Source organism: Aerosakkonema funiforme FACHB-1375, from assembly GCF_014696265.1.
In the GTDB taxonomy this organism is placed as follows: domain Bacteria; phylum Cyanobacteriota; class Cyanobacteriia; order Cyanobacteriales; family Aerosakkonemataceae; genus Aerosakkonema; species Aerosakkonema funiforme_A.
This window is the reverse complement of sequence record NZ_JACJPW010000066.1, coordinates 1-15,461: the sequence shown is the minus strand read 5'-3', so window position 1 is coordinate 15,461 and position 15,461 is coordinate 1. Positions and strand designations below refer to the sequence as shown.

The following is a 15,461-nucleotide window of genomic DNA, read 5'->3' as shown; positions in this document are numbered from 1 at the left end:
GGGCTCGCACCCTCTAAAAACATTACCTCCTCACAAACAGGATGCAATGGCTTTAGAAGGAAACGATCGCCTATTATTTCATTTCTCAATTTTTGCCAGCTTCTTAAGCGTACCCCAATCCTCAATCAAAGTTTTCAAGGAAGAGAAATTGCTCGGTTTCGCTATATCTTGTACAGCACTTAAAATCTTACCTTCCCGCAAATGTCCGATCGCATCGCCAACCGACACCGAAGTGTGCAATAAAACGCTAGAATCTCGATAGCATTGGCTCATACATTGGGTGCAGTTATCGCGGATAAAAGGTTGGTCGCGGAAATCAAAAATCGAACTCATCTTTGTTGGCCAGCGATCGCACCTGTACACATCGAAATTGTAATCCAAATAAAAATATTTGTATCCACCATAACAGGGATACATCTGCTTCTCTTGTTTGAGAAAACGCACCAGTTCTGTTAAAGATTCACCCGGATTGAGAATGCCAAATTCTCCTTTAAGCGATTTCACAGTTTCCAGTGCGGCGATTAACTCGTCTGGGGTGTAGTCAATTAGTAGCGAAGTCTCAGAAAAACTGAGGGATGTAGTCGCACCCGATGAAGTTTTTGGATAAGCGAAAGTGACACTTTCAAAGCCAAGTTCTTTGACGGCAGCTAAAAGTTCTCGAAAGTCTCCGATCAGCTTGTTGATTGTTACCGATGCTGCTGTTTTTATCGATAAGCGTTTGCATTCTTCATTGGCGGCTTTGATGCGTTCCCAAACTTTGGGTAAACCTCGATTTTTTTCGTGTTTTTCAGCTGATGGCGAATCGATAGAAATAGACAAATTTTTAAGCCCGCTGTTTTTGAGTTCTTTTAACAGCGTCGGTGTAAGTTTGGAGCCATTTGTTACCACAGTTGAACGCATACCCTTTTTGGTGGCATAGGCGATAATATCCTTCAGCCTGGGGTGCAAAGTCGGTTCCCCTCCCACAAATGTCAGGTAGCGAACGCTGCGATCGTACAAAATATCGATCGCTTCGCATAATTTGTCTGCATCGATCCATTTGTGTTCTGTGACGAAGGTTTTTTCCCGTGCGTAGTTACAAAAATCACAATTAGCATTGCAGGCATTAGTGATTAAAATCGTGCATACACCAGGGCCACCAGTTGGTAACAGTTTGATAGTATCGATCGCTTGTTGCAAAACAGACATAAATTTTATGGAGAATGGGGCATAGGGCATCGATCGTTGTTCGTAGTTCTTGGCTATGAACTACGACGAAAAATATACTAATGACTGATGACTAATGACGCCATTAGCATAAACTTTAATGTTAGTTTCTGCAAATAAAATGTATAGTCGTTTACTCAGTCGATGCGAACAAGTTCTGCTGCGGTCGCGGTGTTATCGAGATTGTATTTGTGCGAAAAGCGACGATCGTCTAAGTAAGATAACCCAGCACCGATCGCTTCAGCCAGGATAGTAACCAGACGAAAAACAGCTACCACACTCAGTACCAATCCGGTAGAATAAGATCGATCGAGGAGTGCGATCGCTGTAGCTTCAAACACTCCCACTCCCCCCGGTGCCCCTGGTAGAACTAGAGCCGCCAACCAAGCTAAACTAAAAGTATTGATTAGCATTGGTATTTGACTGGGACTAACTGGGTGCAGAGCCATAAATGTTAACAAAAATCCCGCGCCTCGTAGCGCTACAAAACCCAATTCTCCTAACAAAAGTTTGACAGGATAGCGTTGCAGCTTAAAAGCAGAATCCTGAACTAAAGGACAGCCCTTTTTCTTTCCCTTTAATTTTGCCAGCAATTGCAATAGCGGATTGAGAAATCGGGGATGAACTATCATCAGTACTGTAACTAACCCGACAGCTAGCAATCCACAATTATAGGTATTTTGCGATCCTGTCCCACTTAACTGGCTGGTAATTATCGCGGTCGATAGAGCGGCGGATATCATTAAAAAAGGCTCGATGACAACGCTCAGGGTAGCAATATTGACAGAAACCCCTGCCTGTTTAGCGCTCCAAATTCGACCGTAATAGTGCCAGACGTGACCCGGTAAATACTTGGCAATATGGGTTTTCAAATATACTTTAACCAGCCAAGGGAAGTTCAGACGATACTTGAATTCTTGTAAAGTCCAACCCCACACCAATCCAGACCAAACAAAAGCTAGTAAACTGGCAGTTATGCCGATCGCCAAACAAAACCATCCCGTACCATCAACGCGAATAGCTGCCACTTCCTCCCAGTGATGTCTGAGCGCTTTAGTAAAGAAAAATAGCATTCCTCCTAACATTACCCAGTGTAGGTAATGCTTCGTGCGAGACCAAATTTGATTCATAGCGTTATAAGTTTTATGTCTACAAAAGTGGCCAATTTTATTCCCCAGAAATGCAGAAAAATCGGGATAAAAATCTACATTGCCAGTTATTTTGCTATATACCTCTGACGGTTAACTTGGTGACCGTTCGAGATAGTTGGCAAATTTGTCGCCATTCTTATACAGCACCCTTCTCCAAGTCATCTACCTTGCGGTAGAGCAGGTTTGAAAACTGGTGACCTGTCTCAAAACAGCAGCAGTAACAAAACTTATACTTTTCGATTTAAGCATTATTAAGTGTGGTTTTGCCCGGTTGTGTAACAGGCAGAAGTGTACCGTATTGATAATTTGCCACGATAGAGACATTAACGGATTTTTGAAAATAAGGGAAGCAACTTATAATTAATTTACAAATATCAAGTAAAAGCTCGCATCTAGGTAAACAAGCAGACTGAGGTATAACGAAAAGGGCAAGGATACTCCCTTCCCGCTCAAAGAATATGTATGCTTTGGGGGGAAGTGGGGGAGAAAAGAACTACAGGTAACTTGCGATCGATAATCTTACGGCGGGAAGGGAGTAAAGGCCAAAAGGGAAAAAGATTTATTTTACCTTTGGCCTTTGCCCTTTTTTGATAATTTTTGTTACCGAGAAGCTGCTTTCAGCAAAAAGGATTGAGTTTGGCGTACTTTCTGAGAGTAGAACGAAGCAGATTCCTCGCCTTTAGCACACTGACGAGTAAACTCGATTAAGTGATGAGCTACTAACCCTACATGAATTATGTTTTCAATTTTTCCTGCTTTTAATTTAGGTTTGGCCATCCGCCAAAAAGTTTGACGGTAGCTACCAAAAACACCCACGCCCAGCAGGATTTTAGTCAACATAATTAAACCCTTGCGGATATTTTCTTTTGAAGCACGCTGAGGACTGTTGGGAACCTTAATGCGGTTGGGATAAGTATGTTCCATGTTGTAAGCAAACCGTTGATATAAAAATTCCGGTTCGTAGGCAGTTGTAATGCAGCGACGCCACATTTCGACCACCTGTTCGTAAGGCATTAAAAACTCGACATTTGATTCGCGATTTTCTGCAAAAACTAATCTTCCTTCTGTTTCCAACCTGCGCCACAAAGGAGTTTTTGGTAAGGCATAAAGCAGATTGATTGTCAACATAGGAATGTTAGACAGACGAATAAATTCGAGTAGTCTATCTGCCGTATCTGGCGTATCCGTATCCAGCCCCAAGATGATTCCCGATACCACTTCCAAGCCGTAGCTGTTCAAAGTTTTAATCGCTTCTAAAATCGGCATACTGAGGTTGTGGTCTTTGGAAATTGAGTGCAGCGCTTCGGGGTCTGGGGTTTCGATGCCGCAAAAAACAGTACCGAAATAAGCTTCCCGCATCATTTCCAAAAGTTTGGGACTTTGGGCTAAATTCAAGGTAGCTTCGCAGGCAAATTGAACGGGATAGCCGTTGCGTTTTTGCCAATCAATTAAATGAGGTAGGAGATTCATGGCAGCGCGGCGATCGGCCACAAAATTATCATCGACAAAATACACCGCACCGGGATTCCCGACCTTCAGCATAGCATCGAGTTCTGCTAACACCTGTTCGGGTGTTTTCATGCGAGGATTGCGACCGTAAAGTTCCGGAATATCGCAAAATTCGCAGCGATAAGGGCAACCGCTGGAAAACTGAACGCTGCCAATGAAATAATTATTGATATTCAGCAAGTGATAAGCTGGGATGGGAAATTCGCTGAGAGGCAGACGTTCTTTAGTTTCAAAGCGAATTTGCTTTTCCGGACGTTCGTTGTGTTCGTCGAGGTATTCGATCGTTAAATCGGTCGCATCCCCCAACTCACCCAAGTGCAAAATATCAAAATCCGGGTAATATTCAGGGCAACCGGAGACAGAGGGGCCACCGATAACTGTAATTTTGCCTTCTCGATGAGCGAGTTCGTTAATTTTATGCAGTTGTGGGCGCTGAATGTGCATCCCGCTAGCAATTACCACATCTGCCCATTTGTAATCGGATCTTTTGGCAGGGCGGACATTTTCATCAATAAACCTAATTTCCCACTCTTGCGGTAAATAAGCAGCCACAACCAAAATACCTTGAGGTGGCATAAAAGCTTTAACACCATTCGTCAGCGGATAAGCGTGCTGAAATGTGCCAAAAGATGGGCTGTACTTGGGAAAAATACAGAGAATGCGACGATGGTTGCGCGGTGCGTAGAGCTTTCTCCCTGTAGTCATTTCGGGAACCGCTCGCTCCAAAGATTTCAACTTAGCAGTCATCCAAAATTTCTCCTCGCATTAGTCATCAGTCATTAGTCATTAGTCATTAGCAATTTGTTAGTGAGTGAGAACAATAAGCAATGAAAAATGAACAATGAAACAAAATCATTTTGAGTTTTGAGTTCAAAATTTTTGAACTCAAAACTCAAAATTCAAAACTCAAAACTATTTAGCGCCGGTCACCTGGGAAATCAGCGCCATAACCGCACTGCGGCTGAGTTTCTTCTCGCCATGAGCCATCACGTTGAGAGTAGCATGAGCCAAAGTGAGGGGAATTTGGCAAAAGTCCAAAGCTGGCCCAGGAGGGAGAGACTTAGTATAGGCGTCAGCGAGGCTGAGATTGCGACGCGCATAAATCTGCAAATCGTCGGCTGTCCAGCCTTCTGGAAAGAACTCCACTCCACGCGCCCGATCCTCATTGTGATTGCGTAAAATGTTCACAGCTTGTAAGCCGCGCCCAAAGCCGATCGCCTGAGTTCGATCCGTGCGCGTCCCATCATACCAAGCCCATAAGTCAGAAAGTAACAACCCCACCGCACCAGCCACCCCAAACGTATAGCGATCGAGATCGGCTTCTGTACGAATTGTCCAGTTGTTCATCGCCCAGTAAGCCATGCGATCGGCCATTGCCGCCGTCGCATCCCAAACGCGAGGCGCAATGCTTGCAGGTGCCAGTAAAGCCCATTCCCGAATGCGAATAGATACTTCCGGCAGCAAACTCTGGTGCGTAGCCAATCCCAACCAAAAATCATCCATATTGGAACCATCAACCGCTGCCTGCAAGGTCAGGCTAATATTTCGCAAAAACTTTGCTTTAGTGGGATTATCCAGATCGGGATTATCTTCGATTTCGTCAATGGCACGCATACACAGGTAAGCTGACGCCACAGCTGCTTGCAACTCCACCGGCAAACGACTTATGGGGATGTAGAAAGTCCGACTGGTTTCTTTGAGAATCTCCAGGGCATCTCGACGCAAATCCATCTGTTCACTCCTCTGAATCTGTATGGAGTTTAAACCAATGCCGAAAATTTACGCAGCTGGTACGGGTGACAGTTGGCAAAGAGGCACCTGTGCCATACACGTCCATTGTCGCTAAAATCCTTTAAGGACTTGGGTTAGAGAAAGTCAAAAGTTAAAAGAAAAAAAGGGACGAGGGGTTAGGGGTTAGGGGTTAGGGCGTCGGGGAAAGAGGAAAAGGTAGGAATTTTGACTTTTGAGTGAGTGACTTTTGAGTGAGTGACTTTCGCGTAGTGGCAGCCCCTGTTCTAGTGTTCGATCGCTTTAAGATATTCTCGATCGAATTGAGCGAACAAGCTTTCTGCACTTGAATAAGGGCTGGGAGTATAGGCACGGGACGAAACTCCTGTCTGCATCAATTCGCACACTTCCCAAAATTGCACTGCATCCTGTGGGTTAAAATATCCTTGGTTCATTGCCTCTGGGTCAAATAACCATTCAAAGATGACTGATGACTCCGAATGGTTGAATTTATTTGTTCCCGGTAGACTTTGCTTGTTTGGCGAACATTCCGATTGGGCTGGTTCTTATCGCCATTTGGCAGAAACACCGGGTTACTGCATTGCTGTCGGTACAGATGGGGGAATTTACGCCCGCGTTCGCAAACGAGATGGAATTATAGTAGCTTGTTCTCATCTTCCTCATATAGAACCTCTTTGTATTGCTCCAGACTCGGCAGAACTGCTTTCCATCGCCAAAGCTGGGGGTTTTTGGAGCTATGTTGCGGGTACTTTGCACGAAATTTTGCAAAGCTACCCAATTTCAGGATTAGAAATCAAGTGCGATCGCATGGATTTACCTCTCAAAAAAGGGCTCTCTTCATCAGCAGCAGTTTGCATTTTAGTGGCGAGAGCGTGCAACGAATTATACAAATTAGGTCTTGACAAACGCGACGAAATGGAATTGGCTTACCGTGGCGAAACTCTTACCCCTTCGCGCTGCGGGCGCATGGATCAAATTTGTGCCTACGGTCAAGTGCCGACTTTTCTTACTTTTGATGGTGAAGATTTAGCAATAGAAACAATTCCTTTGGGTGGTCTGTTTTACTACTTAATTGTCGATTTGCAGGGAAACAAAGACACCGTTACAATCTTGCGCGATTTGAATAACCAATTTACTAATGGCGAAGGTGCCATAGGCGAAGGAATTCGTCGCGCTCTTGGCTCTTTAAACCAACAAATAGTTTACCAAGTTCGCGCCGCTTTGATTTCTGGCGATGCGCGTCGAGTGGGTGAGTTAATGGTGGAAGCGCAAACGATATTCGATCGCCTCGTCGCACCTGCCTGTCCCTCCCAATTACAAGCGCCCAAACTGCACCAGCTACTTGAATATCCTCCCCTGCAAGAGTTAATCTGGGGTGGCAAAGGCGTGGGCTCCCAAGGCGATGGCACCGCACAGCTGCTCGCCCGTGGCCCAGAAGAACGGCTGCTTGCCCAGTCTACGATCGAGAGCGAATTGGGATTGCCTTGCCTGAGTTTGTTTTAATCTAAGAAAGGCTTTGGGTTGGTTATTAAGTAAATTTTCGTAAATGACTGGTTTCGAGAGGACACCGCCGTGTGCTATCGCAATTAGCATAGGAACAACACTGCTTTTCTTGTTAACTAAGCAAATTCCTGCCGATTTACCGCGACGCAAGTTGAAGATTGATTTTCGCGATCGCGTCAATATTTCCACTGAATTTAGCGACTGGATAGAAATTTTTTGTTTAGTGCCACATCGCGCCTACGCATAGAAATTGATGGAGATAATTTTTGTATAGAACGGTGGTTAGTGGGGTTGTGCTATCAAAAAGTTCGGGAACGGACAGCAAACATCGAGCGGATAAAATTGCAAAAGCTGGGCTTCAAATACGTGACGGCTTGCGTAGTGCGATCGAAACAGCGTCAGTACCGCTTCGGTTTATTTTTGAGCCAAAAAGAGAAACAATGGCTAGTGGAAGAATTGAATAATTTTTTGTTTATTAGTGATCCTCAAGGCAGTTAGGACGTTCTTAATACCTGAAACCCTAGCCCCTAGCCCCTAGCCCCTAATTATGAAACCAACACGCGCCGTCATTCCTTTAGCTGGACTCGCCTCTCGCCTGTACCCAGCGACAAAAGTTATCCCCAAAGCTTTGTTACCAGTTCCGGGACGAGATGGTTCTCTCCGTCCGGCGGTAGATTGGATTGTGCGGGAAGCACTCGCTAGCGGTGTAGAAGAAGTGGTGCTAATTGTCTCTCCCCGCGATGGGGAATTGATTCGCTCTTACTTTGACGAAGCGCCAGTAGCAATGCTGGAAGGTGCTGCTCGCAAACGCATCAATGATGCTTGGAATGAGCTTAAACCGATTTCGCAGCACTTGCGTTATGTGTATCAATTAGAACCTGTGGGTTTTGGCGATGCTGTGTTGCAATGTCGGGAAGTTATCGGTTCCGAGCCTTTTGTCCTGCTTCTGGGCGATCATCTTTATAAGTCAAGTTCTCCTGTTCCTTGCGTGCGTCAGGTGCTGGATATGGGAACTCAATTCGGCAAAGGGGTGTTGGGCGTGACTAGGCGCGACGAAAGCGAAATCGGTCAGTACGGCGTGGTAGGAGTTCGTCTGCTTCCCAACCAATCTTCTGTGTTTGAATTGACCGATATGCGCGAGAAACCTTCAGTTAGTGAGGCGCGAGCTAGTCTTCGCATTCCCGGAAGTCAGGAAAATAAATACATATGCCTGTTTGGTATTTATTTACTCCCAGGTCATTTTATGAAATATCTTCAAGCTGCAAGGGAACAGGAGCGCGGTGAACTGGATCTCTCGGAAGCTCTGCGTTGCTGGATATACACAGATGGCGGTTTTGCTTATGAAGTGGAGGGCGATTTTTTCGATATTGGCACACCGAAAAATTATTGCGATACTGTCGATCGCTTCCCCCAGTAGTCCCCAGCTTTGTAGGTTGGGTTGAGGTACGAAACCCAACTAATATAGTTTCCGGTTGCGTCTGAATCATTAGGGTTGCAGAGGGGAAAAACGAACAATTCCGATGCAGACGGATTTGAGATAAAGGGTTGGGTTTCGCTTCTCTCAACCCAACCTACAAAAAAATGACTGCATAAGTGGACTTGAGCCAGAAATACATTGTTGCAGGCCAAGCTTGAAGGCAATCTGAATAGCCAAGAAGTCGCTTAATTTCTTGGCAGGTTTTCGATCGCCAAAAACACAAGTTTAGATGCCAGATACTAGCATCAATAAATCAGGAGAAAAACATGAGTTTCGCTATTTTTAAACAAGATTTCTGTCTGGGCAATAACTCACTTGTAAAAGCGGCTTTTATTGCTAGCGCTAATATGCTAAACTACTTCTGGGAGAGTTACCTCACAGGTACATAATAAAAAAGGGCAAGGGCGACTCCTCCCCAGACTACCTATCGAGGGTGAAATATTCATGGGTGCTGCATCCCGATACTGGAAATTCATCACCATCGATGCTACGGGAAGGCGCAAAGTAGAGGAAATTGCCTCAGCCAAAGTATTTTTAAAACAGCTATTTCGGGAACAAATAGGTCAACCAGACGTCGGCGATGCAATGTGGCAACGTCAATTATGGCGGTTGCTGCTTCAGGATTCGACAAGAGGGATGGCTGACGTTTGTTTGCGGTGTTTTATTTCTCACCAAATCGAACAAGTTTGCGTTCAGCTAGAAACTCAATTTGGCAGGGAACACGGCTTCACTCGCTCGGATCTATTTCCTTTTGTTCTGGATGACGATTCTGTGCTGAAAGAGCGAGAAAAAGGTGGCAAGCGAGAAAGTAACTATAAATCTCTTGCTACTGAGATTTTGCAGAGTTTCGATCCGGAACGCAGCAGTTTAGCTACCTGGACAACTAGGCTGGTAAAACACCATCAAGAACTGAATAAATTTTTGTTAGAACGCGGTGTTTACCTGATTAGTAACTGGGCAATTCTGAACGATACCAAGCGGAAGCAATTACAGCGCATTTTCTCTGAATTCTGTCGCTTTACATCTGTTGAAATTGAACGAGCTTGTATATTGTTGGATAGCTATCATGCTGTTTATCGCCGAGATAGACTGAAATCGCGCCAATCTTTAAGGGCAGATTTAACTGCTACGTTGCCAGAAAGTTTACCTTTAAGAAGTCGATGTCTGCCACCTACGGATACTCAACTGCAACAAATTGCCCAATTGTTTCGCGCCAAAACCAGTCAGATACTGAGCGGTGAGTCAGTGATGAAAGAACTGCAAGATATGGCAGAATATCTGCGAGAATATCGTATTTATGTTCGAGGGGGTAAACCGCCAGAAGAATCTCTTGATGAACCAAATAACAGAGAATTTGCTGTTAGTATAAAAGCCAATATTTTTGGTAGTACTTTAGAGGAAAGAGAGGAAGAAACAGAATTTTTAAAGCTTTATCGCGATTCGTTTGAAAAGAGTTTGGATGAAGCGGTAAAAGGAGCGATCGCATCTCGCATCTCTCTCTTACAGCGCCAGAATTCTCAAGCATCTCAACAATTTCTCTTGGCTCTCAATTTGTTTCACTGCCAAGCAAAATCTATGGCGGAAATTGCTAGTTTAGTTGGACTGCAAGCTCAGTATCAAGTAACTCGTTTGCTTAAGCTCAAAGAGTTTCGCTCCGATGTCCGCCAGCAGATGTTAAAGTTACTGCGTAACTGGGTTTTGGAGAAAGCTACAGCTTATGCCGATCCGGAACAACTCCAAACTTTGTCAGAGCGAGTTGACACGGCTCTAGACGAACAAATTACCGCCATTATACAGCAAGCTGAGGCAGAAGCCTGTACGGCGAAAAAAACTTCTGTAAAAAGTTTATTTACAGAAAAAATTTGTCAACATCTGCAAGAATTAAAATTTTAAGCTTAAGGAATTTAATTATAATTGGATGATGGACAGAAAGTTAGTTTAAGCAAGGAAAAAAATAGTAATGAGAGAAAGAACATGACTTATTACCCTAAAAATTCAGGTGAAGTGTTTCTAGACTTTGAAGCCCTAAGCATAGGAGCGATATCGCTTTTACCGGAGGAAGTTAAGCGTGCAGTAGAGATCGGCAATCAAGTTTCTAACGAAGCACAACAGTGGCAAACTTATCTCAATGCTTTGGCACTGTTCGCTTTTGAGAAATGGCTAAACGAAAGATCTGCCGAGCTTAGTGTCAATACAGAGCAATGCTCGATTTTACAACCCTATTTAGATAGGTCGATCGAGGCTGTTTGCAATTTAAAAATTGGTGATTTCAGGCTGTGCTTAATCGCCACTGGCAGTCAGATAGACGATCGGATATTTTGCCCTAGAGCGGCGATCGAATTACCGGAATTTGCCGCCCATTTTTATGTGTGGTTAGAAATTCAAGAAGAGTACGAACAAGCAATAATTCGCGGCTTTTTGCGGTACGATCGACTGGTACAATTATGCTCGCAAGCCAAGCTACAACCGGAGTCAGATTGGACGTACAGCTTGCCCCTAGATTGGTTCGATAACGATAGCGATCGCTTGTTACTTTACTTGTGCTGCTTAGAAGCGACCGCTATTGCTTTGCCAGAAATTCCCCAGCGCAGTCTTGCTACTTTATTGAGTATGCAGGATGAACTGGCAGCAATATTATTTAGGTTAGAATCGGGGACTCGTCCTTTATGGGAAGTGCTTAATTGGAAGCAGGCAAGTGCCATATTAACCAGTAAAAATTGTTTGGATTCCGCTCGTCATTTAGACCGATCGCAACCAGAAATATTGCATCTAGAAAATTTGTTACAACTGTTAACTCGACCTGCCTTAAATGTTGGACTTTGGTTAGAAGATAAGATGAATGAGTTAGCAGAAGGTTTAGCTTGGGTGCTGATGCCGGTGTTTGCTCCCGCTGGTTCTGCGTTGCGTTGTTCCACTCAAGAATTTGAAACTATCATTACAGAATTAGGTAGCGAGGGAATAGAAATTCCTTTACAAGCTCGCGGAGCTTATCGAGAGTTGAAATTGGGCGATGTTGACTTGCGTTTGTATGCGGTTACTTGGCCTTTTTTATCGCCAGAAAATGTTCCCGAATGGACTTTGATGTTAATATTGGGAGCTTACCCTGGCGAAGTGCTACCTCCCGGTCTGAAACTGGGCGTTAGCGATTCGACTGGTATTTTAGTACAACGTCAGACGGGTCAAAATAGTCGGGATGGTTATATTTATGCCCAAATTGCCGGTACGTGGGATGAGAAATTTTTAGTGAGTGTTACTTTGAAGGATAGGGCAAGGGGTAAAGTCGTATCGGTGACGTTACCTCCGTTTGCTTTTCGACTCGATCGCTAATTCTAAATCCCAGCATTCACTGGTGTGAAATCAAACTCGATCGGCTATCGTTCGATCGTTGCACACAGGGTCATAAACCCGGTTTCTTCGTAGGTTTTTAGCTGTTAAACCCATTATTTTTGCTATAAACCGGGTTTCTTTGTCTAAGTCCTACTATACTCGTAATAGGGTTTTGGGATATACGCGGAAACCAAAATTCGATCGCTTTCTTTCCCCTCCCGCATTCCCTGGTTTGGCGTGGCAATGACGGGGGGTTATGAAGTGAAAAATCTATATGATTCCTCATGAGAGCGTTTTTCGGCTCAAAGTTCAGCGCATCCATCAAACTTGTTTGTTTGAGTTATCTTGGGGCAGAGGACAGCAACTCTCTGCTACATTGGAGTATCCAGAATCGCTGACGCGGATATATCAAGACTGGCAACGAACTTATTTAAATTTTTATAAGTCGGAACTGCGGGGACGGGTACAAAACAGCGGCACTATTTCTATTCGCCATATCGACTGGCACGCCAAACTGGTAGAAGTAGAAGCAAATTTTCTGCAACAGTTTCGGATTTGGTTACGGAGTGCTGAATTATACGAAATTCGCAGGCAAATTGTCAGCGGTTATTCGTCATTTGTCATAGATCGAAAGGAAGCACAAAATAAAGTTGACATTTTTTTAACTTGCTCTCCTTTAGAGTTAGCGCGTTTACCGTGGGAAGCTTGGGAAATTGGCAGCGAATTTGCATCTGCTGCTAAGGTTCGCATTTTTCGGACTCCGCTGAATATTCGGACAGAAACAAATGAGGAAAAATATTTGTCGCAGATGCGATCGCACCGTCGCCGCAAAGCGAGGATATTAGCAATTTTAGGAGACGATCGGGGACTGAATTTCGAGCAGGATTTGTCGGCGGTGCGATCGCTCGATCGCATTGCCGAAATAAAGTTTGTCGGTTGGCAACCAGGACGGGAAATTGCACAATTAAAGTCAGAGATTCGAGAAGCGATCGCCGACGAACAAGGTTGGGACATCTTATTTTTTGCCGGACACAGCAACGAGACAAATTTTACTGGGGGAGAAGTAGCGATCGCTCCCGGTGCGTCAATTTTAATTAGCGAAATTGCACCGCAATTAACTATTGCTAAAAAAAGAGGTTTGCAATTTGCTATTTTTAATTCCTGTAGCGGTTTGAGGATTGCCGAATCGCTGATCGATTTGGGATTGAGTCAGGTTGCCGTTATGCGGGAACCTATCCACAACGCAGTCGCACAAGCATTTTTGGTGCAGTTTTTACGAAGTTTGGCCGAATCCAAAGATGTCTGGGAATCTTTACAGGCAGCTTGTGAATATTTCCAAAATGAAAAAAATTATATTTATCCATCTGCTTATCTAATTCCGTCCCTATTTTGTCACCCGGATGCAGTTTTGTTCCGACTCAAACCTCATGGGGTCAGGCAACATCTCAAACAGTTGTTGCCGACAAGACAAGAGACGATCGCTGTTTTGACATTAATTTTACTGAGTTTGCAGTTACCAGTGCAGGGATATTTGTTAGAAAGACGGGTGCTACTACAAGCAATGTATCGCCAATTTACTGGGCAAATTCCCAACACTAAAGCGCCGCCTCCTGTTTTGCTGGTTCAAATCGATCAAAGATCGATTGATGAAGGAAATCTCAATGAATCCAAACCAATGCCTCGCGATTATTTGGCTAAGTTGGTGGATCGGCTTTCGGCTTTAAATGCCAGAGTTATCGGTTTGGATTATCTCTTAGTTCTACCCCGAACTGAGAGCGATCGCAAGCTAAGTCAATCTCTGCGTAAGGCTGTCCAAAAGCAACCATACGGAACTTGGTTTGTATTTGTAGAAACTCAAGACGAAACAGGACAGCGACTCAAAGTTTTGCCTGAAATTGCCAGCCCTAAATGGAGTTTGCAAGGGGATATGGCTATACCTGTTGGCAGCTATATGAAACTCGCACCGGGAGATAATTATTACTCGGATATGTTGCCGTTTTCTTACTTATTAGCGCTAGCTTATCAACTAAATTTTCAGTCATATTTATTATCGACTCAACCCAAATTGGAAAGTGGAGAAGATTTTATCGACCAGATAAAATCCGATTTTAAACATCAGCATCAACGGGAATATACGAGTTTGTTTGCTTCGGCATCGCACCTACAACCGATTACTGCCTTTTCTTACAATTTCGGGCAAACTTGGTTGCATCCGATCCTTGATTTTTCTATTCCTCCAGAACAAGTTTACGAACGCATTCCAGCTTGGCAGTTACTCAAAAATACTACCGATCGTTCGCAGCTAAGTCACCTTCAACAGCAAGCGGTGATGATTGTACCGGGTGGATATTTGAATGCTGGAGTATCGCGGGATGGCGAGGATAATTTTCCTTTGCCTGCTGCGATCGCATACTGGCGCAGACAGAATGATTCGGATAGAAGTCGCATATTTACAGGCGGTGAAATTCATGCTTATATGCTGCATCATCACTTGACTCGAAGCACGATCGTACCTGTACCGGATCTTTGGGCGATCGCGATAGCGGCGTTGTTGGGAAAAGCCACTACGTTAGCACTTGCATTGCGCGATCGCAGTCGTCAAAAGCGGTTTATTTTGCTGATATGTATAATGTTAGTTTATGGTTTAATCAGTTTGCAAGTTTATATCTCTGCGGCATTGTTATTGCCTTTTGTTTTACCTTCAGCGACTTTGGCAATCTACGTTTTACCTGCTTTTATGAGGAAAAAATTTTCCGGATTTTTTTTACCGCAGATTCACGCAGATAAACGCAGATAAGTCTCGATTTATGCTAAATATTTTGAAAATATCCGTCTTTAGCTAGATGTTTTTTGGGAGATTTATGTAAGTTTAAAGTAATTTATATACTGGCTACAAATTATAATTATCTCATTTGGTGGAGTCAGGTTTGTATGTAGATTTGTTTAAATTGATGAGTGTCAAATATGGAGTTTATTAAAGATGCGTCCGTTGAACATAGGTTTATCGCAAGAACAGCGTCAAGGTGCGATCGATTTGTTGAACAGCGATTTGTCTGATGCGTATTTACTGTTGATTAAAACCAAAAAGTACCACTGGGATGTGGTGGGGCCACAGTTCCGTTCGCTGCACCAACTGTGGGAAGAACACTATACTGCTTTGACGGAAAATATTGATGCGATCGCCGAGCGAGTTCGCGCCTTGGGTGGCTATCCCATCGGTACTGCGGAAGGCTTCTTGAAACACGCCACACTCAAAGAAGATGCTGGGACTTTGCCTAATGCTTATGGTATGGTAGAAAACCTCGTCGCCGATCACGAGCAAGTTATCCGCAATATGCGCGATCATATAGATCGCTGCGCTGAAAATTATCACGATCAAGGTACTGCCGATTTCCTCACCGGACTGATGGAACAGCACGAACAAATGGCTTGGATGTTGCGTTCCTTCATTGAAGGCGAACAAATTTCCCCTGATGGTAAGCTGTCGGCAGACCTCAAGGTTCCCGTACAAATGAAGTAGTAACTAGGGGTTAGGGGTT

Annotated in this window: 13 protein-coding genes; 8 read left to right on the top strand and 5 right to left on the bottom strand. The window is 44.1% G+C overall.

The window, feature by feature from the left end:
- Nucleotides 1-78: 78 nt before the first annotated feature.
- The 5 genes from H6G03_RS22955 to H6G03_RS22935 form a co-directional block, all read right to left on the bottom strand.
- A complete protein-coding gene (locus H6G03_RS22955) occupies nt 79-1,188 on the bottom strand; it encodes a radical SAM protein (RefSeq protein ID WP_190469048.1) in 1,110 nt (369 codons plus the stop codon).
- 155 nt (nt 1,189-1,343) lie between these two features.
- Nucleotides 1,344-2,336: a lysylphosphatidylglycerol synthase domain-containing protein gene (locus tag H6G03_RS22950; protein WP_190469045.1), complete on the bottom strand. Its 993-nt coding sequence runs from the start codon at nt 2,334-2,336 to the stop codon at nt 1,344-1,346.
- Nucleotides 2,337-2,957: 621 nt separating this feature from the next.
- The gene (locus H6G03_RS22945) at nt 2,958-4,613 is read right to left on the bottom strand and encodes a B12-binding domain-containing radical SAM protein (RefSeq protein WP_190469041.1); all 1,656 of its coding nucleotides are present in this window, start codon (nt 4,611-4,613) and stop codon (nt 2,958-2,960) included.
- Nucleotides 4,614-4,778: 165 nt separating this feature from the next.
- Complete coding sequence (locus H6G03_RS22940) at nt 4,779-5,597, bottom strand: squalene/phytoene synthase family protein (protein ID WP_190469038.1); 819 nt, start codon at nt 5,595-5,597, stop codon at nt 4,779-4,781.
- 284 nt (nt 5,598-5,881) lie between these two features.
- Nucleotides 5,882-6,049 (bottom strand): SRPBCC family protein, encoded by a 168-nt coding sequence (locus tag H6G03_RS22935; protein WP_190469037.1) that lies wholly within the window; start codon nt 6,047-6,049, stop codon nt 5,882-5,884.
- 28 nt (nt 6,050-6,077) lie between these two features.
- On the opposite strand from H6G03_RS22935, the gene H6G03_RS22930 reads away from it, so the two are divergent.
- The 8 genes from H6G03_RS22930 (at nt 6,078) to H6G03_RS22895 (ending at nt 15,442) form a co-directional block, all read left to right on the top strand.
- On the top strand, nt 6,078-7,118 hold the full coding sequence (locus H6G03_RS22930; protein WP_190469034.1) for a mevalonate kinase family protein: 1,041 nt from the start codon (nt 6,078-6,080) through the stop codon (nt 7,116-7,118).
- A 43-nt stretch (nt 7,119-7,161) separates the two neighbouring features.
- The gene (locus H6G03_RS22925) at nt 7,162-7,365 is read left to right on the top strand and encodes a hypothetical protein (protein WP_190469030.1); all 204 of its coding nucleotides are present in this window, start codon (nt 7,162-7,164) and stop codon (nt 7,363-7,365) included.
- Nucleotides 7,335-7,616, top strand: coding sequence for a hypothetical protein (locus H6G03_RS22920; protein WP_190469027.1), 282 nt, complete (start codon nt 7,335-7,337; stop codon nt 7,614-7,616). Before H6G03_RS22925 ends, H6G03_RS22920 begins: the two co-directional genes overlap by 31 nt.
- 49 nt (nt 7,617-7,665) lie before the next feature.
- Nucleotides 7,666-8,535, top strand: a complete 870-nt coding sequence (locus tag H6G03_RS22915) for a sugar phosphate nucleotidyltransferase (protein WP_190469024.1) — start codon at nt 7,666-7,668, stop codon at nt 8,533-8,535.
- A gap of 504 nt (nt 8,536-9,039) precedes the next feature.
- The gene (locus tag H6G03_RS22910) at nt 9,040-10,488 is read left to right on the top strand and encodes a hypothetical protein (RefSeq protein ID WP_190469021.1); all 1,449 of its coding nucleotides are present in this window, start codon (nt 9,040-9,042) and stop codon (nt 10,486-10,488) included.
- Nucleotides 10,489-10,569: 81 nt separating this feature from the next.
- The gene (locus tag H6G03_RS22905; RefSeq protein ID WP_190469017.1) at nt 10,570-11,922 is read left to right on the top strand and encodes a DUF1822 family protein; all 1,353 of its coding nucleotides are present in this window, start codon (nt 10,570-10,572) and stop codon (nt 11,920-11,922) included.
- A 274-nt stretch (nt 11,923-12,196) separates the two neighbouring features.
- Nucleotides 12,197-14,719, top strand: a complete 2,523-nt coding sequence (locus H6G03_RS22900; protein WP_190469014.1) for a CHASE2 domain-containing protein — start codon at nt 12,197-12,199, stop codon at nt 14,717-14,719.
- A 183-nt stretch (nt 14,720-14,902) separates the two neighbouring features.
- A complete protein-coding gene (locus H6G03_RS22895) occupies nt 14,903-15,442 on the top strand; it encodes a Dps family protein (protein WP_190469012.1) in 540 nt (179 codons plus the stop codon).
- The last annotated feature ends 19 nt before the right edge of the window (nt 15,443-15,461 follow it).